The following is a 19,028-nucleotide window of genomic DNA, read 5'->3' on the forward strand; positions in this document are numbered from 1 at the left end:
GAGCTTATTGTTTTCTTTGTCGCAGTAATGCGATACCGACAAACAAGGCAGGGAGAGAGCAAACAATAAAGCCAATGCCGTAACTGTTTGTCATCCCCAGCAAAAGGGAGAAAATCGATGGTGCGGTCAAGGCGCCAACTTGGCCAAAGGACAATACGCCTCCCGTGACTGCTCCGCGTGCGCCCTCGGGTGCTTCGCGTGCCGTTTCTGCCAACAGAACACCATGCCAGGAGAGGGCGGTCGCACTGATCAGTGTCGCGACGATGCCAACAATAATCGTTGGCCAACCTTCGCTGCATATGCTCAGCAGTACCATGCTAATCGCCATACCAATCGCAAGTGCTGCCATCATGGTGCGTGGATGGACGATAGAGCTTCCGAGTAGTCCCCAGATAATACGACCAGGCACTGCGACAGCGACGGCGATTGAAAATACGAAGCCCGCAGCCACGAGCGTGTAACCCATCGTTGTCAGGTAAACCACAAAATATACGGTAAAGATGGTCTGTACCGCATTAAAGGCGAAACAGGCAAAAGAGAGATTGCGTAATGCTCGGGTACCGATGACTGCGCGCAGCGTATTGCCAAAATCCGAAAAATGAAACTGGCGGGTAGGGTCGCGATCATCATCGAATTTTTTACGCAATGGTTCGAGCATCAGTGTAAAGACGATACATGCCAGGGCGCTGATGAGCATGGTGTATTGCCAGTTCAACCATTCAGTTATTTGCGGACCGAGAATCCCAGCCAGCAGAAGACCGGCAGGTACAGCAGTTTGTTTAATTGAAAAAATTAAAGGCAAATAGCGTGGCGGTGAACAACGACCGAGTAAGTGTGAACTCGAGGGTGTCGAGACAGCGGCTCCGCCTCCGCTCAGGATGGCGGACAAGACCAGCGCGACCGGGTGACCGATTGTCGCTAAAGCCATACCGAGGGCAAGGAGTACGAGAGCCAGTTGGCTCATGCGCATGGCGCCATAACGGATAATGAAACTTCCGCAGCCAAGCTGTGTGGAAAGTGCGGCGGTCGCAGCGATCGAGAAATACACACCGATCCATGCTGAGTCAATCAAGAGGTCCGCAATGATGGCAGGTGCGATCACAGCCGGCAGTGCGCGTCCAATCGCCGCGAAAGTTTGCTGTAAGAACATTGCCACGAGGGCAAGCAGGAGGTGATTCACGGAAACTCAGAATGTGTTGGTTATGTGAGCCTCCATAGGATAGCGCAAATCAAAATGCTATGTTTTAAGTGGTGTGAGGGAGGTTTAAAAAATCTCTGATGGTCCATGTAATGGACTTTGTTTGTGGTGAGCCGGGTACGGCCCGCCAGGCGAGATGGCCTTTGGAGGAGTCGACTGCTGCAAAGCGCGCATCGTGAATACCCGCCGCAATTTGTTTAGCACCCTCAAGGCTCAATAGCCTTTCTTGTGTACAGGGCAGGACGAGCGTACGCGCTTTGATACTTCCCAGAGCATTGTTGAGCTGCCCCTTAAACGGGACGCTCACATCGTGTCTAGATGAGGTTTGATAGCGTTTGAGTAGACTCCAGGCATCCCAGCTTGCAAACCAGTTTCCTGCAGCGAGAGCCTCTTGCTCGATCACATTGAAGTCAGTCTCGGCAATGTATTGATCGGTAACGGTCCAGGCAAAATAGTATTTTCCCGCCAAAGATAAGCCATCGACTGGCTGCAGTTGGTATCGGCCGTTGTTCCAGCGCGAATCGAGTTTGACGATATCGATCATGCGCTGCGTGGCAAGCTTGAATGAATGGCTGGCATGCCAGTCCGGTACAAGCAGCACGGCAGCCTCCACCATGTCAGGATAATGAATGATCCATTCGAGTGCCTGAAAGGCGCCCATCGAAGCGCCAGCAAGAACGGCAATGGGTTGTTGACCAAGATGCAGCCCCTCTTTCACGAGTTGAACTTGAGCATGCACCATGTCACGAATGGAGTAGTCGGGGAAGGCTTCACCCAAGCCATCAGCTGGCTTTGAGGAGGCCCCGCCTCCGATAGCGTCTGTACTGATGACGCAATAATGGTCAGTGTCATAGGCCCTGCCTGGACCGATGTGCTCGATCACGCTATGTCTGAGATTGCCTGTTCCCGGAAGAATCAGCAGCAGATTGTCACGTCGAGCGTTGAGTTCGCCATATCGCACATAGCCGATCGTGAGCTCTGCAAGAGTCTGACCGGATTCAAACGTAAAGTTTCGCAGAGTAAAAACACCCTCATGGGCGACTGGGCGTGACGTGTGAGAAATCATGAGTATGGAAATTTTGGCGAAGAAGCGCATTAACAATGATAGCCACTGTATGCCTGGCAAAGCGATTTGTAAATCGTGTTATTTTTTACGCAAACGATTAAATATTAAAAAGAAGGAGACGTCATGAAAGGTGTTGTCGTATGTCCGCAGCCGCGTGCCGCCGAGGTGGGTGCTGAAATACTCGAGAAAGGCGGCAATGCTTTTGATGCTGCCTTGGCGACCGCGTTTTCCCAAATGGTCAACGATCCGTTCATGTGCGGTTTGGGTGGGATGGGAACACTGCACTATTACGTCGCGCAAACTGGCAAAAGCGGGATGATAGATTTCTATAATCGCGCCGGCTCTAAAGTGCGTCCTGATATGTGGGAAAAGGATTGCAAGGGGCGAACACCGATCTCTGGTTATAGCTTGTTTGACGACTTCAGAAGCGAGATCGGTTATACCGCCATCATGACGCCTGGTACGCCCGCAGGCTTAGGTTTGTTTCATGAGAAGCTAGGGTCAATGGCGTGGGCGGATCTGATCACTCCAGCGATCGAGCAAGCTTACGAGGGCATTGTTGTGACGCCAAATGGCGCAAGTGTCTGGAGTGGTTATGCCCAGCCCGGTATACCGGACGGTCTCACTCGCATACGCAAAACAGCTGAGTGTGCGCGGATTTATTTACATCCTGATGGTCGGCTCTATCAAGTGGGTGATGTCATGCGCCTGCCCGACTATGCCCGTACGCTTGAGCGTTTGGCAAGTGGTGGCTGGCGTGAGTTCCATCAGGGTGCTCTGGGCGATGAAATCGCACGCGATCTTGAGTTGAATGGGGCCTATGTGACCAGACAAGACCTGGCTGATTATGAACCCGAGGAGAGTTTGCCATTGGTGGGACATTATCGTGGGTATGAAATCCGCTCCAATCCTCCTCCAGGAAGTGGGGCAACTTTGATTGAAATGTTGCAGATTCTTGAACACTTCGATCTTGCCGCACTTGACCATGGTTCTGCGCAGCACCTCGATTTGGTTGCGCGCGCGATGGCAGCTGCGCACGTTGATCGCAACGCCTATCTGGGCGACCCGCGTTTCGCCGATGTGCCGACTGACATGTTGATTTCAAAAAAGCGTGCGGCCTACTGGGCTGAGCGCATCAAGAGCGGGCACTATGCAGGCGGCCAGGAAGAGGCCCCACCTGGCTGCACCACGCATTTGTGTGTGATGGATGCCGCGGGGAATGCTGTGTCGATGACGCACACACTAGGCACTGCAGCGGGCGTAGTGACGCCAGGTTTGGGATTCAATTACAACAATTCAATGAAGTTATTTGATCCGGTTCCAGGAAAAAAGAATTCAATGGCTCCCGGCAAGGCACGTACGACAGGGATGGTACCGACCATGTTGCTCAAGGATGGCAAGCCTGTACTATTGGCTGGTGCGCCTGGCGGTAGTGTCATTATCAGTGCGACGTTGCAGTCGATTTTGAATATTGTTGATTTCGGTATGTCCCCGGTCGAGGCCGTGACAGTCCCCCGCATTCATTGTGAGGGCTTGGGGATTCATACCGAGGCAACTGTTCCGCGCGCAGTGATTCATGCCTTACGCGCGATGGGTCATATTGTTCATCAAAGCGCGCACAGCTTTGAGCCCAGTATGTCGCGTGCACATGTGATTTCGACCATCGGGGGGAGTATGCGCGGTGGCGCTGATCCTCGTGGCGGCGCAGGCGTGGTGTATGCCCGATAAATGCTGTGCAGGTCTATGAAAGAGAAGCATAGATCCAAGCCTCTCTTGGATCCAGCGATTTATACAAGCGATTTATACAAGCGATTTAAATGAGCCGCTTTAAACAAGCGCTTTAAAAAGAGTCGTCAAAATCGTCAGCAACGGGATCTGAGTCGCAGCCACAATAATCATCGGGAGTGCGATCGGTACGAGAATCGGAACAATACAGCTCTTTCCGATCGGAACCACGCGCATGTTTTTGACGGCTGTGTAGATTGTTTCGATATCCGCCGAAGGACCGAGTTCTGGCGAATCGAGAATGTCGCGTTCACCAATCTTTTCACCCAGGATCCATTTTTTATGGACAAGCCGGCCATGCTCGGATAAGAGCGCGCTGTACTCACGCATGGCTTTTTTGCGAGTTGAAATCATCTTTCCCGAAAACACAAAAAGCGGGGCTAATACAGTCAGTCCCCAAAGCACGGCGAAAGAGAGCAAAGGCAGTTTGAGCGTATCGAGTGCGATCTGATGAAACAGCGAATCATGGATCCATCGAGAGGCGAGAACTGCCGACATCGCCAGCGTGACCAGAACAAAAGCCTTGGGAAGTTTTTGCAAAAAACCCAAACCACCCATTCCGTCCGGATGTGCGGGAACTAGAGCGAGATCGAGTTTGGAAATTTGATGGAAGAGACGGAATAATAGACCGATACGCCATAACCAGCCGAGCAGAAGAATCGTGAATACGGGTCTGACAATATATAAGAACCACCAACCGCCAAAGCCGATGCCTGCATCGAGAGTCGCCCATGAAAGTTCATGCTCATGAATGCTGTTGGGTACACCGATTAACCAAAGCAGAGTGAGCGCAAAGACAATGACCCAGGGAAAGCTCTCGTCACGTAGGCGCATCGTATCTTGAATGATCTGCGCAAAACGCTCTCGCTGACTATCAATGATCAAACCGTTTTCGATGAATTGTGAAACGATTGTGCGCACAATTCTCAGCGCCATGCCCTCGGCCAAGATGAGCAGAGGAATGGCGACTAAACAACGCACATGAACACCGTAATGGGCAAGCAAAGGCTCTCCGGTCGCACGATCCAGGAGTCTGCTTTCCAGAGCGGCCCAGACAATGATCGGGAGCCAAGTGAACATTGCGAAAAACAGAGCCCGTCTTGCCACCCCTAGACCATTCTCAGGCGCCAAGCCAATTTTGCGTTGCCAGCGGATCGGCAGATCATTTCTGACGATGATGAAATCGAGCGGGGCGGTGTGGGAACGTTGTTGTGGATCTTTCATTTTGGCGTATTGCAATGCAGATCTAATAGTCCGGTGCGTAACAGCGTACCGAGTTGCCGAGCCGTGTCAATATGCTCGGTTCTTATCTTCGGGTGTTTCATCAGAATATTGAGCGTTCCCAAGCAGTGTGTATCGCTGGTAATGGGAATGTTGATGATTGACTGCAAACCCAGGCGGGTGATGGTCTCATGGTCGTCAAAGGACTGGCGAATCGCGTCGATCCCTTCTCCCACGAATACTTTTTGGTCGATGAGGACATGTTGTCCCCAAGCGGTACCTCGCTTTTGCTTTCGGCCACCAGTCGGATAGGCTTGGGGGTTAGAGCTGAATAATCTCTCGAGCTCCATCTGCTCTGGATGAAAGAGATTGATCGTTAACAACTCTCTTTCAAGAAGTGCCATGGCGATCTCATCGACGCCATGGCAGAGCTGTTGCACTTTCTTATTGAGTGCGTCTTTCAAGCTTGGCCTCTTACTTTAATTATTCAGCTGAAATATTGAGCTCTTTAATCAGCTTGGTGTAGCGATCCGTATCGGCCTTGAGAGTTTTTGCGAAACCCTCTGGTGTGGATTGAACAACTTCGACGCCGATGCCTCTCATTTTTTCAATCACGGCTGGCTGAGCGAGAGTCTTATTGATTTCTGCGTTGAGCTTGGCTGTGATGTCGGCAGGCAGATTTTTAGGACCAAACACGCCATACCAGACGACCATTTCATAGCCTGGTAATGTTTCTGACACGGTGGGTGTATCTGGCAGCAACTCCGCACGCTTGTCTTCTGTTACGGCAATGAGATTGAGCTTACCCGTTTTGACATGAGGCAAAGTCTGTGTGCCGGCGCTAAAGAGAACCTGCGTTTGACCGGACACCGTGTCAAGGACCGCTGGAGCACCACCTTTGTAAGGTACGTGGTTCATTGTGATGCCCGCTGCTTTTTCAAACATCGCGGCGCTGATGTGGTTGGTGGAGCCAACACCCGCAGAGGCATAGTTGAGTTTGCCGGGATTGGCCTTGGCATAGGCGATCAGATCCTTGACTGTCTTGGCCGGTACAGACGAATTCGTCACCATGGTGTTGGTGACGAGCGCGATCAGTGCAATGGGTGTGAAGTCATCCACAGGATGAAAAGGCATTTTTGAAAAGAGGGCGCCATTCATTGCATGCGTGCTCATTGAGCCCACCAGCAAGGTGTAGCCATCAGGTTTTGCTTTGGCAACGGTGTTGGAACCAATGTTGCCAGAGGCACCGGGCTTATTTTCCACGATGAAACTCTGACCGAGTGTGCGTGAGAGATTCTCTGACAACATGCGCGCCAAAATATCAGTCGAGCCGCCAGGTGCCCAGGGCACGACAACCGACACAGTTTTTTCTGGCCATGCAGCCTGCGCGGGAGCAAGTGTGGCAACGGAAAGCGCGCTTGCCAATAGCAGGCGTGTCAAAGATTTATTCATTCAGAACTCCGTCTTTAAATTGTTTGATAAAAATAATGCTTATTACAACTAATAATGAATTGAAATGTAATGAATCTTAACGCCCAACTGCATAGCCTTGCATGCCACGCGGGTTTGCACCGGCGCGTAAAATGAATTGACCATTTGGACCTTGTTCACGTGTGCAAGCAGAAATCCTTCCTTCTGACCATGCTGGGCCGACCTTCACCTCATGCCCGGCCTGTCTGAGCTGCTCAAGGGTTGCTTCAGGCATGCGGGACTCAAGCGTGATTCGATTCAGTGTCGTCGTACGCGGCCAGAAAGAAGAAGGGTAATGATCAAGATGCCAAGAGGGCGCTTCGATTGCTTCCTGCAAATTCATGCCATACAGAGCGTGGCGTAAAAAGAAAATGAGCGTCCACTGATCCTGTTGATCGCCACCTGGCGTGCCAAAAGCCATGTAAGGCTTGCCATCGCGCAAGGCCATCGAAGGCGATAGCGTGGTGGTGGGTCGCTTACGAGGCTGAAGCTGACTGGCGAGCCCGTTATCGAGCCAGGTCATTTGCAGGCGGGTGTTAATCGAAAAACCAAGTTCAGGAATCACCGGACTCGAAGACAGCCAGCCGCCCGAGGGCGTGGATGAAACCATATTGCCTTGTTGATCGATCACGCTTAAATGGCAGGTATCGCCCACAAAAATTTCTTTATCCGCCCACTCGCGCACGGGTGGTAACGCCGCAAAAGTAGGCTCGCCAATGCCGTAGCGTGTATCCGAGATGGCCAGAATCCGTTCGCCAAGTGCCAGGTCAGGCATTGCGGGTGAGCGACCCTCTGGCTGACCCGGGCGCAGAGAGTTGGATGCCTGCGCGGCGATTTGTGCGAAACGTTGCTTGCCATAATCTGTGCTTAACATCGCTGCAAGTGGAACGTCCACAAAATCCGGATCACCCAGCCATACCATACGGTCAGCGAGCGCAAGTTTGGCGGCTTCCGCGACGTGATGCACAAACTCGAAGGAATCCGGCGCGTGTTTGTGCAATTCAGCGTTGCGCAGAATAGTCAGTTGCTGCAAGAACGTCGCACCTTGAGACCATGGACCGCACTTGGCAACGGTGTAGCGTCCAAAGTCGACCGTGATGGGCTCGTCGTAGGTTGCTTGCCAGTTTGCGAGGTCATCGTAACGTAGCAAGCCTTTATTGCGTTGGCCGGTAGTGTCTCTTATTTCCGCATGGGTGTAGTAATCATCAATGGCGCGGGCAACAAAACCTTTGTACCAGATGTCATGTGCGGCTTCGATTTGTTTGAGACGATCGCTTCCACCTTTTTCTTTTGCTTGTGCGAGGATTTTTCGGTAGGTCTTGGCCAATCCGTTTGATTGAAACAAGGCCCCCGGTGCGGGCACGCTGTCATGAGGCAACCAGACATCGCGCGAACTATGCCATTCCGCACGGAATAAGTCTTGCACGGCCATGATGGCTTGCACCACACGCGGGACAAGCGGAAAGCCTTTTTCAGCATAGGAGATGGCTGGAGTCAGGACCTCATCGAGCGTCATCGTCCCGTAATCGCGCAACATCGTGAGCCATGCGCTCCAAGCCCCTGGAACAGTTGCGGGTAGAAGACCAATTCCGGGAATGAGCTCAAGTCCTTTTTGCTGAAAGTATTCAGGTGTGGCAAGAGCGGGAGCGCAACCTTGTCCACAGATTACGCGCATACGCTGCTCTTTTTCACTCCACAGCATGAGGGGCACCTCACCGCCCGGCCCGTTTAGATGGGGTTCGACGACCTGTAAAACAAAGCCGCCCGCGACAGCGGCATCAAAGGCATTGCCGCCTCGCTCCAGGATGGACATGGCAGTTTGAGAGGCTAGCCAGTGCGTGGAGGAAACCACACCGAAGGTGCCGACAATTTCCGGGCGAGTAGTGAATGAGTCCATCTGGCTGAGGTATGAAAATTAAATGTTGGAAGTAGACTAACCGCTTGGGCTGGCCTTGAGGCGCAATCGATATCGTCTCAAGTATAGAGTCTGGCATTTTTTGTAGCGAATGGCGTACTGTAAAGAGGCAAACGGTATTTTTCGGTCAGAACCTAGGGTTTTCCTAGGTTTTGGTTTAACTGGGCGCAATATAATCACGTCTGTATCATTATTCCTTTTAAATTTTGGGCCGACGGAGATTGCGCCATGGACCGTAGATCGTTTATTTCTAAAGCAGGTATTGCCGGCGCCGCCGGACTTTCAACAGTTGCTGCGCCAGCTATTGCGCAACGCAAGATTACGTGGCGCATGGTCACGACATGGCCCAAAAACTTCCCCGGAATGGGTGTGGGTGCGCAGCGTCTGGCGGATCGTATTACCGCAGCTTCCGCTGGTCAGTTGACTGTGCAGGTCTTCTCCGCCGGAGAGTTGGTCCCCGCGCTTCAGTCTATTGATGCCGTGATTGATGGTGGTGCCGAGATGTCTCACGGTGCCGCGTATTACTGGCAAAACAAAAGTGTCGGCCTCTCTTTCTTTACGGGTGTGCCCTTTGGTATGACCAGCCGCGAACTCGCAGCATGGGTGCGTTACCTGGGTGGTCAGCAAATTTGGGACGAAGTCTATGACCAGTTCGGTCTCCAGGGCTTTTTGTCTGGCGACACAGGCACGCAAGCTGGCGGTTGGTTCCCCAAGGAAATCCAGAGCCTGGATGACATCAAGGGCCTGCGTTTCCGCACGCCTGGTCTGGGTGGTCAGGTGTGGGGCAAGCTGGGCGCTTCAGTGACCAACATGGCTGCTGGCGAGATTTTCCAGGCTTTGCAATCAGGTGCTTTGGATGCAGCTGAGTTCGTCGGTCCCTATAACGATTTGGCACTTGGTTTCTACAAAGCTCGCAAGATTTATTACACCTCCAGCTTTATCGAGCCAGGCTTGGCGACTGAACTGGTGGTGAATAAAAAGAAATATCAGGCACTGCCTAAGAACTTGCAGGATCTCGTGCGCGATGTCTGCCAGGCTGAGTATGATCAGGTTGCCTCGGACTTTGCTGCCAACGATCCACGTGCTCTGCAGGTCCTGGTCAAGGATCATGGCGTCAAAGCCATCCCTCAGTTCCCTGATAGCGTGGTCGAAGCCGCTGCTAAAGCCTCGGCAGAATTGTTTGCTTCGATTCGTGACAAGGGTGACGCCTTGACCAAGAAAACGGCAGAAAGTTATGTTAAAGCTTTGAATATTGTGCGTACCAAGACTGAAGGCACGGATGCCCAGTTCATTGCTGCCCGTACCAAGTATTTCAAAGTTTAAAGAGACGAGAGTTTTCAGGGCCTTTCGCAAACAGAGGTCCTGAAAGACATAGCAAAGCTCTAAAGTTAAAAGCCCGGAAATCTTGATGAGATCTCCGGGCTTTTTTTCCGTTTGTCATTTCACATCGTCAAGTTACCTAGTAAAGAAATTTCGGTAACCAAGTCACAAGCTCCGGGAAGATAAACAGGAGTGCCAAGGCAAAGACCTGAAGAAACACAAAGGGGATGACGCCTTTGTAAATCATACCTGTCGACACACTATTTGGTGCGACGCCCCTTAGATAAAAGAGGGAAAAGCCAAAAGGAGGTGTGAGAAAGCTGGTTTGCAAGTTCACACCCACCATCACACCTAACCAAATAGGATCAAGCCCCAGCATCAGCAAGATTGGCGCGGTAATCGGTATGACGATGAAAATAATCTCAAAGGTGTCCAAGATAAAACCAAGGACAAACATGATGATCATCACGACGATCATGGCACCGATCGCACCGCCAGGCAGTCCCGAGAGGAACTCGTGCACCAGATTGTCTCCGCCCATTTGACGGAAAACGATCGAGAACACGGACGCACCAAACAAAATGATGAAGATCATCGAGGTGATGGTGGCAGTCGATATGGCTGCTTCGCGCAATACCTTTAGGGACAAGCGCCACCTTAGGGCAGCGAGGACTGTCGCGCCGACTGCGCCAACAGACGCGGCTTCGGTCGGTGTGGCGATGCCCGCCAAGATTGAACCGAGCACCGCGATGATGAGCAGCAGCGGAGGCACCATTGCAGTGATGACCTCTTTGAAAATGCCTTTTTTCTCCTCGTCACTGAAGGGTGTAGCCGGACATGATTTCGGGTCGAAAATGGCTTTGAAAATCATCCACCCCAAATACAACAGTACAAGCATCATGCCGGGAATGAAGGCCCCCGCGAATAAATCACCCACGGATACGGGGGTGGGTGCGAAATTGCCTTTAGCCATCTGCACTTGTGAGTTGATGCCCGCAAGCATATCGGCCATGAAGATCAGCACGGTGGAGGGGGGGATAATCTGTCCGAGAGTGCCTGAGGCACAGATCACACCACTGGCCAGCTTGGGGTCATAGCCCGCTCTGAGCATGGCGGGTAAAGAGATCAGACCCATGGTGACGACTGTTGCACCCACCACGCCCGTTGAAGCGGCGAGCAGGGCGCCTACCAAAATCACGGAGATCCCCAGGCCGCCACGAACATTACCAAAGAGTTTGCCCATCGTGAGCAACAATTCCTCGGCGATCTTGGAGCGCTCCAGCATCACACCCATAAAGACAAATAGGGGAACGGCTACAAGGACCTCATTAGTCATGAAGCCAATGTAGCGTCCGGCGAGTGAGGCCAAGTTCGAGAAGTCAAAGACCTCAAGGTAGTAGCCGATCGCCCCAAAAATCAATGAGGTGCCGGCAAGTGAAAAAGCCACTGGAAAGCCCAGCATGAGCATGCCAATCACGCCAAAGAACATCAGTCCAGCAAGAATTTCACCAATCAGAACGTGATCCATGTCCATCACTCCTTACCTGTCGCATGCGCGATTGTGGGGTAACGGAAGTCTTCGGGTATGAGCTCGTCCCGCTTGGCGAGTACTAAAACAGATCGGATCACCATCGCGATTCCTTGCAAGGTGACAAGCGTCACAAACACGAGAATAAAGCTTTTCAGCACATAGAGTCCGGGCATACCACCGACGTTGGCGGAGTTTTCCATCAGGCGCCATGACCGTTGCACATAAGGCAATCCGATGTCATAAATCGCATACATGAAGGGAAATAAAAACAAACAAACGCCGATCAAGTCAGCGATTGCTTTTTTTCGAGGGGCAGAGGGTCGATAAAAAATATCCACCCGCACATGGTCCTCGCGAAACAGGGCAAAGCCCGCCACGGCAGTAAACATCACGCCGTTGAGCCATACATATAAATCTTGCATCCATAATCTGGTTGAAGAAAAAATATACCGCTCCACAACCACTGCAAAGCAGACCAACACAATGGCCACAGCGCACCAGGCAAATACGTTGCCGATGACCTTGTTAAGACCATTAATTGATCGCATAATCGCCGCTAGGATGTTTAGCATGCGGTTCTCCAATTGGACTTTCAAACCGGCAATTTTAATGCAGTGGCATGTATAGACCGCACTTTCGCGGGTTTGCCCTAGGTTTGAGTAAGGGATGAGACAGAATGAAACGTATTACTTTGCGTGAAATCGCGCATTCCAGATCGGGCGAGAAGGGTAATCACTCGAATGTGTCTGTAATTGCTTATCGGCAAGAAGACTACCCGCTACTTGTAAAGCTTGTGACTGTCGAGGCTGTCAAAAAGCTGTACGGACCCATCACCAAGGGGCAGATCACGCGTTATTTGGTGCCTTTGATCGGTGGAATGAATTTTGTGCTTGAGGATGTTCTCGAAGGGGGACGCTCCCGTACTTTGGCTTTCGAGGAGTCTGGCAAGGCGCTTTCATCATTGATGCTCACCATGGAAATTGAGGTTCCAGATGATTTTGTCGAACGATCCGTACAAGTCAAAAAAGGAGTCGCCGCATGAAGAAGATTCGCTTAGGCTCCGCGACGGGTTGGGCGCGAGACCGTTTTGAACCGGCTAGCCAGTTGGTGCGGGATGGCAAGGTTGATTACCTTTGCTTTGATTCGATGTCAGAGGTCACCATGAGCGCCGCACAGGTGCAAAGGATGGAGGATGCCCGGACCTTGCCTTATGACCCGTATCTTGAGCCTAGAATGGAACCCATTCTGCGAGACTGTAAAGAAAAAGGGATCAAGATCATCACCAATCAGGGCTGGCTGGATCCTGAGGCTGCGATTGACAAGGTGCTGGAGATCGCCAAGCGCAAAGGCATCACGAACCTGAAGGTTGCCGCAGTCTGTGGCGGGATCATTGCTGATCGTATCGCCGATATGGGGCTGAACTTTATTGAAACGGGGGCGCCAATCGCACAGCGCCGTGAGGATATTGTGTCGGCTGAAGTCTATCTGGGCGCCCGAGGCATCGTTGAGGCTTTGAAACAGGGAGCGGATGTAGTGATTACCACCCGAGTCGCTGATGCGTGCGTCTACCTCGGGCCGTTGGCCTATGAGTTCAATTGGGATTTCAACGACCATCACTTGATGGCTAAAGGGATGATCATTGGGCACCTCCTCGAGTGTGGCACGCAGATTAGCGGTGGTTATTTTGCAGACCCTGGTTACAAGGATGTCCCGAATCTTCATGACGTCGGTAATCCGATCGTCGAGGTGACTGAAGATCGGGTCATCATCAGTAAATTACCGGGAACGGGTGGCGTTGTTTCAGAGCAAACTTGCAAGGAGCAACTCATCTACGAAGTGCAAGATCCGAGCCGATACTTTTGCCCTGATGTTATTGCTGATTTAACTAAAGTGAGTTTTAAGCAGATCGCGAAAGACGAGGTCGAGGTCTTCATTCATGAAGCGGGTTTGCCCAGAACACCAACCCTCAAAGCCCTAGTGGGTTTGAATGAGGGTTTTATGACCGAGGAGATGGTGCTGTTTGCGGGGCCTGGTGCGCTTGCGCGCGCTGAGCTCACCAAAGATATCCTGAGAGAGCGTTTCAAGCGCGTCAATTTAGTTGCGCAAGAGCTGCGTATGGACTTCGTAGGTATGAATGCCGTCCATCGCGAGTCCTCTCCAAAGCCAGAAGTTGAGCCTTACGAGGTTGTTTTGCGTTTGGCATTGAAAACAAAAACGCGGGCTGAGGCAGACAAGTTGCGCAGGGAGGTTGATCCGTTAGCCGTCAATGGTGCGTCCGGGACTGGGAAATGGGCGACGAGTTCGCCAGGTTCACGGGTGAGGCCCGTGGTGGGTTTGTGTTCAGCACTCGTGCCGCGGGAGCTGATTCCCGCGACACTCGTTGTGAAGGATCTGACAGGCCGGCGTCAAGAAAGTCCTGTACCGGACGCCTGACCTTTCAGTGCGCAGACCGCGTTACTGGGGCTCGACACCTGCTTTCTTGAACAGATCGGCCCACTGGGGGACTTGCTGTTTAACTTTGGCGTCCAAGGCAGCGGGGTTGGCTTCTTTGGTCAGAACTTGCGCACCGAGGCCAGCCATGCGTTCCTGGAACTTTGGATCGGCCAGACCGGCTTGCAAAGCTTCTAGAAGCTTTGCGCGAACGGGTGCGGGTGTATTTTTGGGTACCCACATACCGTGCCAGATGCCGACCTGGAAGTCTTTAAAGCCAGACTCATCCATGGTTGGTAAATCAGGCAGGGTCGCGACGCGTTCCTTGCTTGTCACAGCGTAGGCTTTAATCGTATTGGCTTTGATTTGTTGTGTTGTGTTGGTCGTTTGGTCACACAGCAAATCCACTTGCTTGCCAACCAGATCATTCATCGCTGGACCTGTGCCTTTGTAGGGAACAGTCAGCAGATCAACGCCCACGCCGTTGGCAAACATGACTCCGCACAGATGGGAAGCTGCACCAATACCCGCATTGGCCAAAGAGACCTTGTCTTTGTTTTTCTTGACGTATTCCACCAACTCTTTGATGTTGTTGGCCGGGAAATCAGAGCGACCCACGATTGTCATGGGAACATCTACTACCAAACCAATTGGCTCAAAGCCTTCAATCGGGTGGTAGTTTGGTTTTTTGTAGAGAGAGGGGGCAGTGGTAAATCCCACGTGCATCAGAAGAACCGTATAACCGTCAGGATTGGCTCGTGACACATAGGAACTGCCGACTGTGCCGCCCGCACCCGCTTTGTTCTCGACGATCACGTTTTGCTTCAAGGTAGGACGCATGGCTTCAGCCAGTGAGCGGGCGACGTTGTCTGTGGGGCCGCCAGCGGCGAAGGGCACTACCATATTGATGGGTTTGGAGGGGTAGTTGTCTGCGCTTTGTGCTGAAGCTGAAAACGCCACAACAGACAACAAGGCACCAAGGGTGAGTGAAAACGTTTTCATCGTGGCTCCGAAATCAACTAATGGAATAGGGAAATTATTGTTAGCGAGCTGAATAATTTTTATAACGACAGAAATAACGACAGAAAAAATACAGAATTAGTATCTAAAACCTAGATCAGGTGGCACTAAATCGCGAAAAATTATAACGAATGAACGTTTTAGGTTCAGGTAAGAACATAAAAAGTAAGGGCTTTGGCGTACGCCTCTTCGAATAGGGGTGCCTCAGAGATGATTTGTGTCTTTAAGAGCAGAGAATGGGTATAGTCAGTCGTTAACGAAAAAATCATTCACAAAAACAGAGACTATTCCTATGACGATCCAGTTTTTTTCATTCGATACACCGAACGGACGCAAGATTTCCGTGGCACTCGAAGAAATGGGCCTGCCCTATACGGTCACACCAGTCGATATTGGCAAGGATGAACAGTTCAAGCCTGATTTCCTGAAAATCAGTCCAAATAACAAAATCCCGGCGATCATTGATCCGGATGGCCCGGATGGCAAACCCATCAGTGTTTTTGAGTCTGGCGCGATTCTGATCTACCTGGCAGAGAAAACCGGTAAGTTTCTTCCAGCAAAAGGTGCGGCTCGGGTTGCGGTGCTTGAATGGCTGATGTTTCAGATGGCGGGTTTTGGACCAATCCCTGGCCAAGTTCATCATTTTCTAGGTTTGGCCAATGAGGACGACAAGCGCTACGGCGTCCAGCGGTTCATGAATGAAACGCGCCGTTTGTATGGTGTGATGGACCGCAGACTGGCTGAGCACGCTTTTTTTGCGGGCGAGATCTCCATTGCTGATTTTGCAATATTGGGTTGGGTATGGAGGCACCCCCGTCATCAGGTCGACTTGGCTGACTTTCCAAATGTGAAACGTTGGTACGAGGTCATGATGGCGCGTCCAGCCGTGCAGCGCGGTTTTGCCGTGGCATTGAAATAATTATTTTTGGCGGTTTCAAGTTCAAAGGAGACAACAATGAAAATGAATGGATTCAATCTCAAGAAAATTTGTGCAAGCGTGCTGTTGCTGACAGGCGTTTCACTCAACGCCAGTTTGTCCCACGCGCAAACGGCTGATAACTATCCAAGCAAGACGATCAAGCTAGTCGTTCCGTTTGCGCCTGGTGGCGTGACGGATACAAGCGGTCGGATTCTGGCGGAAGGATTATCCAAGCGACTCGGGCAGCAAGTTGTCGTGGAAAACAAACCAGGCGCCTCTGGAAATATTGGTGCGCAAATGGTGGCGACATCTCCGGCTGACGGCTACACACTCTTTCTGGCGCTGGATGGCACGCTTGTGATCAATCCGCATGCGTATTCCAAAATCGGCTTTGATACGATCAAGGATTTTGCGCCTGTCGCAAAGATCGGTAACTCAGTCATTATTTTGGCCGCTAATCCCGCTGTGAAAGCAAAGAATTTGAAAGAGCTGGTCGCTCTCGCGAACGCCACGCCGGGTGGGTTGTCTTACGGGACTTCCGGTAACGCCAGCATCGTGCATCTCGCGGGTGAGTTGCTCAAGCAGCAGTCGAACTCCAATTTTGTCCACGTTGCCTATAAGGGTGGCGGTCCAGCCGTGGCCGATGCATTGGCCGGTCATATCCCGTTGACGTTTGCTTCCGCGGCGTCTATCAATCAGCATCTGAAGGCTGGAAAACTGGTTGCTCTGGGCGTGCCAAGCGCAACGCGTTCCGCCGCCTATCCCGACATTCCGACATTTAAAGAGTCGGGTATCCCCGGTATTGAATTGAATTCCTGGGTCGGTATCATGGCTCCGGCAAAGACACCTGCAAACATCATCGAGAAGTTGAATAAAGAGATCAATGCGGTCCTGCAAGATCCTGCAGTCAAGGCAAAGCTGCTTGGTTCTGGTATTGAGGCTTCGAATGTCACGCCTGCGCAGTTTGGCCAGGAAATTCAACGCGATTTGGAGATGTACAAGCCCGTCGTTGAAAAGGCTGGGATCAAGGTAAATTGATGTAAAGATCGTCAGGAGACAAGAAATGAAATTAAGAAAAATGAAACAATTGAGTGCGGTCGTAAACATGAGTCTCGGCATGGCCACACTGATAGCCGGCGGTTTGCTGGCTGTTGTGCCGATGACTTCTGTTGCGCAAGACTTTCCCAATAAGCCCATCAAAATCGTGGTTGGGTTCCCACCTGGAGGTGGCTCAGATTTGATGGCACGCTCGGTGGGTGACAAACTCTCTGCAGCGGTCAATCAACCCGTGATTGTCGAAAACAAGCCGGGAGCGGGATCTTCGATTGCTGCTTCTTATGTGGCGCAGTCCAAACCCGATGGCTACACCATTCTTTTTGCGCAAGCGGCCAATATGGGGATTGCGCCTGCGTTGCGCACCAACCTGAATTACGATCCGATTAAAAGTTTTGCTCCGATCACACGCTTGGTATCAGCGCCGCTCGTCATCGTGGGTCCCGCATCGCTTCAAGCCAAAACGTTGAAAGAGCTGATTGCCATGGCTGCAGCCAAACCTGGAGCACTGAGCTATGGCTCACCTGGTTCAGGCACGGCGGGTCATTTAGCGGGTGAGATGTTTGGCTCGGAAGCAAAGATCAATATTGTTCATGTGCCTTACAAAGGACAATCGGCTGCCATCACGGACATGATCGGTGGTCGTATCGAGATGTACTTTAGTACGCTCGCGGTTGTCAAGCCTCACGTTGAGGGTGGAAAAATCCGAGCGTTTGCTGTGACTTCGGGCGAACGATCACCTGCGTTTCCGACTGTACCAACAGTGGCTGAAGCTGGCATTCCAGGTTTTGAAATTGAAAACTGGTATGGACTTGTCGCACCTGCCGGTACCCCTCCAGCGATTGTTAATCGCTTGAATGCAGAGATTCTGAAGATCTTGAAAGATCCCAAGCTTGTTGAAGAATTATCCAAAGAGGGCGGCAACATCAGACCTGACACACCAGAGCAATTTGCGAAATTTCTGGATGTGGATGTGCCTCGCTGGAAGAAGATCGTAACGGATGCGAAGTTGTCAACAAACTGATGGGATGACTCGCCATTCGCTGCCTAATTTTGGGTATAGTTTATTTTTTTTCGGAGACACTCATGAATAACAGTCGTACCACTCCTTTCATCAAAACAGCGAAATGGGCTGCGGGCGTACTGTCTGCCGTTGCCTTGACTTTCGGCATGACAGGTGTGCAGGCACAGCAAGCCTATCCAAATGCACCGATCCGGATTGTGGTTGGTTATGCTGCGGGTGGTACGACTGATATTCTGGCTCGCTCGCTCGGTGAGCAGCTGGGCAAGATTTTGGGTCAAACAGTTATTGTCGATAACAAACCCGGTGCGGCCAGCAACATCGGTGCAGCGTTCGTTGCGCAGGCCAAACCCGACGGCTATACGCTTTACATGGCAACTGTGGCGAGTCATGGCATCAATCCTGCCTTGTATCGCGGCAAGATGACTTTTGATCCGATCAAGGATTTTGCACCGATTTCGCTCGTGGCATCGATTCCTTTGATGCTCGTGGTCAACCCGAATTTGCCTGCCAAGTCGATCAAAGAGTTGGTGGACTACGCGAAAAAGAATCCAGGCAAATTGAACTACGCTTCGAGTGGAAATGGTTCGCCCGGCCATTTGGCGGCGGCCGTGTTTAATGATGCGACCAAAGTCGAGATCGAGCACATTCCTTTTAAAGGCGGTAACCCCGCTAATACGTCTGTGCTAGCTGGAGAGACGCAAATGACATTCGCAACCGTGCCGGGCGCCTTGCCCCATGTGGTGTCTGGTAAGCTCATTGCCCTTGGCGTGACAACCAAGCAGCGTTCGAGCCAGTTGCCCGACGTACCGACGATTTCAGAGGCCGCGGGTCTGCCCAACTACGACATTAGTACTTGGAACGCATTGCTCGCGCCAAAAGGTACACCAGAAGCGATCGTGACCAAACTCAATGCCGCGATTGTTCAGGCAATGAAGTCGCCCGAGTTGCGTCAACGATTCGAAAAGGAAGGCGCAATGCCGATGACAAGCACCCCGAAAGAACTCAGCGACTTCATTGTGGCTGAGGTCGATCGTTGGGGGAAGGTCGTAGACAGCACGCCAATGAAGTCGAATTAA

Annotated in this window: 17 protein-coding genes; 8 read left to right on the forward strand and 9 right to left on the reverse strand. The window is 51.7% G+C overall.

Translation table 11 applies throughout. From position 1 onward, the window contains the following. Positions 1–4: 4 nt before the first annotated feature. Both QWY27_RS08365 and QWY27_RS08370 read right to left on the reverse strand, forming a co-directional pair. On the reverse strand, positions 5–1,180 hold the full coding sequence (locus QWY27_RS08365) for an MFS transporter (protein WP_290196628.1): 1,176 nt from the start codon (positions 1,178–1,180) through the stop codon (positions 5–7). A gap of 64 nt (positions 1,181–1,244) precedes the next feature. Beyond that, positions 1,245–2,294, reverse strand: a complete 1,050-nt coding sequence (locus QWY27_RS08370; RefSeq protein ID WP_290196630.1) for an alpha/beta fold hydrolase — start codon at positions 2,292–2,294, stop codon at positions 1,245–1,247. 93 nt (positions 2,295–2,387) lie between these two features. Here QWY27_RS08370 and ggt point away from each other — a divergent pair, with 93 nt between their 5' ends. After that, positions 2,388–3,992, forward strand: a complete 1,605-nt coding sequence (gene ggt / locus QWY27_RS08375) for a gamma-glutamyltransferase (RefSeq protein WP_290196632.1) — start codon at positions 2,388–2,390, stop codon at positions 3,990–3,992. Positions 3,993–4,091: 99 nt separating this feature from the next. Here ggt and QWY27_RS08380 read toward each other — a convergent pair whose 3' ends face one another. The 4 genes from QWY27_RS08380 to QWY27_RS08395 all read right to left on the reverse strand — a co-directional run bounded on the left by QWY27_RS08380 (position 4,092) and on the right by QWY27_RS08395 (position 8,637). Continuing rightward, entirely contained in the window at positions 4,092–5,273 is a 1,182-nt protein-coding gene (locus QWY27_RS08380) for a hypothetical protein (RefSeq protein WP_290196634.1), read from the reverse strand. Then, a complete protein-coding gene (locus tag QWY27_RS08385) occupies positions 5,270–5,734 on the reverse strand; it encodes a GAF domain-containing protein (RefSeq protein WP_290196638.1) in 465 nt (154 codons plus the stop codon). Before QWY27_RS08385 ends, QWY27_RS08380 begins: the two co-directional genes overlap by 4 nt. 19 nt (positions 5,735–5,753) lie before the next feature. Next, entirely contained in the window at positions 5,754–6,722 is a 969-nt protein-coding gene (locus QWY27_RS08390; protein WP_290196640.1) for a Bug family tripartite tricarboxylate transporter substrate binding protein, read from the reverse strand. A 76-nt stretch (positions 6,723–6,798) separates the two neighbouring features. Then, positions 6,799–8,637, reverse strand: coding sequence for a gamma-glutamyltransferase family protein (locus tag QWY27_RS08395; protein WP_290196642.1), 1,839 nt, complete (start codon positions 8,635–8,637; stop codon positions 6,799–6,801). Positions 8,638–8,883: 246 nt separating this feature from the next. Here QWY27_RS08395 and QWY27_RS08400 point away from each other — a divergent pair, with 246 nt between their 5' ends. Further along, on the forward strand, positions 8,884–9,978 hold the full coding sequence (locus QWY27_RS08400; protein ID WP_290196644.1) for a TRAP transporter substrate-binding protein: 1,095 nt from the start codon (positions 8,884–8,886) through the stop codon (positions 9,976–9,978). Positions 9,979–10,114: 136 nt separating this feature from the next. Here QWY27_RS08400 and QWY27_RS08405 read toward each other — a convergent pair whose 3' ends face one another. Further along, on the reverse strand, positions 10,115–11,503 hold the full coding sequence (locus tag QWY27_RS08405; protein ID WP_290196646.1) for a TRAP transporter large permease: 1,389 nt from the start codon (positions 11,501–11,503) through the stop codon (positions 10,115–10,117). Positions 11,504–11,508: 5 nt separating this feature from the next. Continuing rightward, entirely contained in the window at positions 11,509–12,078 is a 570-nt protein-coding gene (locus QWY27_RS08410) for a TRAP transporter small permease subunit (RefSeq protein WP_290196648.1), read from the reverse strand. A 104-nt stretch (positions 12,079–12,182) separates the two neighbouring features. Between QWY27_RS08410 and QWY27_RS08415 the strand changes: the two genes are divergently transcribed. Together QWY27_RS08415 and QWY27_RS08420 are read left to right on the forward strand one after the other, a co-directional pair. Continuing rightward, positions 12,183–12,548 (forward strand): AtuA-related protein, encoded by a 366-nt coding sequence (locus QWY27_RS08415; protein WP_353958769.1) that lies wholly within the window; start codon positions 12,183–12,185, stop codon positions 12,546–12,548. Next, a complete protein-coding gene (locus tag QWY27_RS08420; protein WP_290196650.1) occupies positions 12,545–13,939 on the forward strand; it encodes an acyclic terpene utilization AtuA family protein in 1,395 nt (464 codons plus the stop codon). The genes QWY27_RS08415 and QWY27_RS08420 overlap by 4 nt, the downstream gene beginning before the upstream one ends. Before the next feature lie 21 nt (positions 13,940–13,960). Here the strand turns inward: QWY27_RS08420 and QWY27_RS08425 are convergent, their stop codons facing one another. After that, positions 13,961–14,938, reverse strand: coding sequence for a tripartite tricarboxylate transporter substrate binding protein BugD (locus QWY27_RS08425; RefSeq protein WP_290196652.1), 978 nt, complete (start codon positions 14,936–14,938; stop codon positions 13,961–13,963). A gap of 310 nt (positions 14,939–15,248) precedes the next feature. Between QWY27_RS08425 and QWY27_RS08430 the strand changes: the two genes are divergently transcribed. From QWY27_RS08430 to QWY27_RS08445, 4 genes are all read left to right on the forward strand, one after another. After that, positions 15,249–15,875 (forward strand): glutathione S-transferase family protein, encoded by a 627-nt coding sequence (locus QWY27_RS08430; protein WP_290196653.1) that lies wholly within the window; start codon positions 15,249–15,251, stop codon positions 15,873–15,875. A gap of 36 nt (positions 15,876–15,911) precedes the next feature. Beyond that, positions 15,912–16,913 carry a Bug family tripartite tricarboxylate transporter substrate binding protein gene (locus QWY27_RS08435; protein ID WP_290196655.1) on the forward strand — a complete coding sequence of 334 codons (1,002 nt, stop codon included), beginning with the start codon at positions 15,912–15,914 and terminating at the stop codon, positions 16,911–16,913. A 25-nt stretch (positions 16,914–16,938) separates the two neighbouring features. Next, positions 16,939–17,952, forward strand: a complete 1,014-nt coding sequence (locus QWY27_RS08440) for a Bug family tripartite tricarboxylate transporter substrate binding protein (RefSeq protein WP_290196657.1) — start codon at positions 16,939–16,941, stop codon at positions 17,950–17,952. A gap of 62 nt (positions 17,953–18,014) precedes the next feature. Next, complete coding sequence (locus QWY27_RS08445) at positions 18,015–19,028, forward strand: Bug family tripartite tricarboxylate transporter substrate binding protein (protein WP_290196659.1); 1,014 nt, start codon at positions 18,015–18,017, stop codon at positions 19,026–19,028.

Origin of the sequence: Zwartia vadi (assembly GCF_030410375.1) — a bacterium.
In the GTDB taxonomy this organism is placed as follows: Bacteria; Pseudomonadota; Gammaproteobacteria; order Burkholderiales; family Burkholderiaceae_B; genus Zwartia; species Zwartia vadi.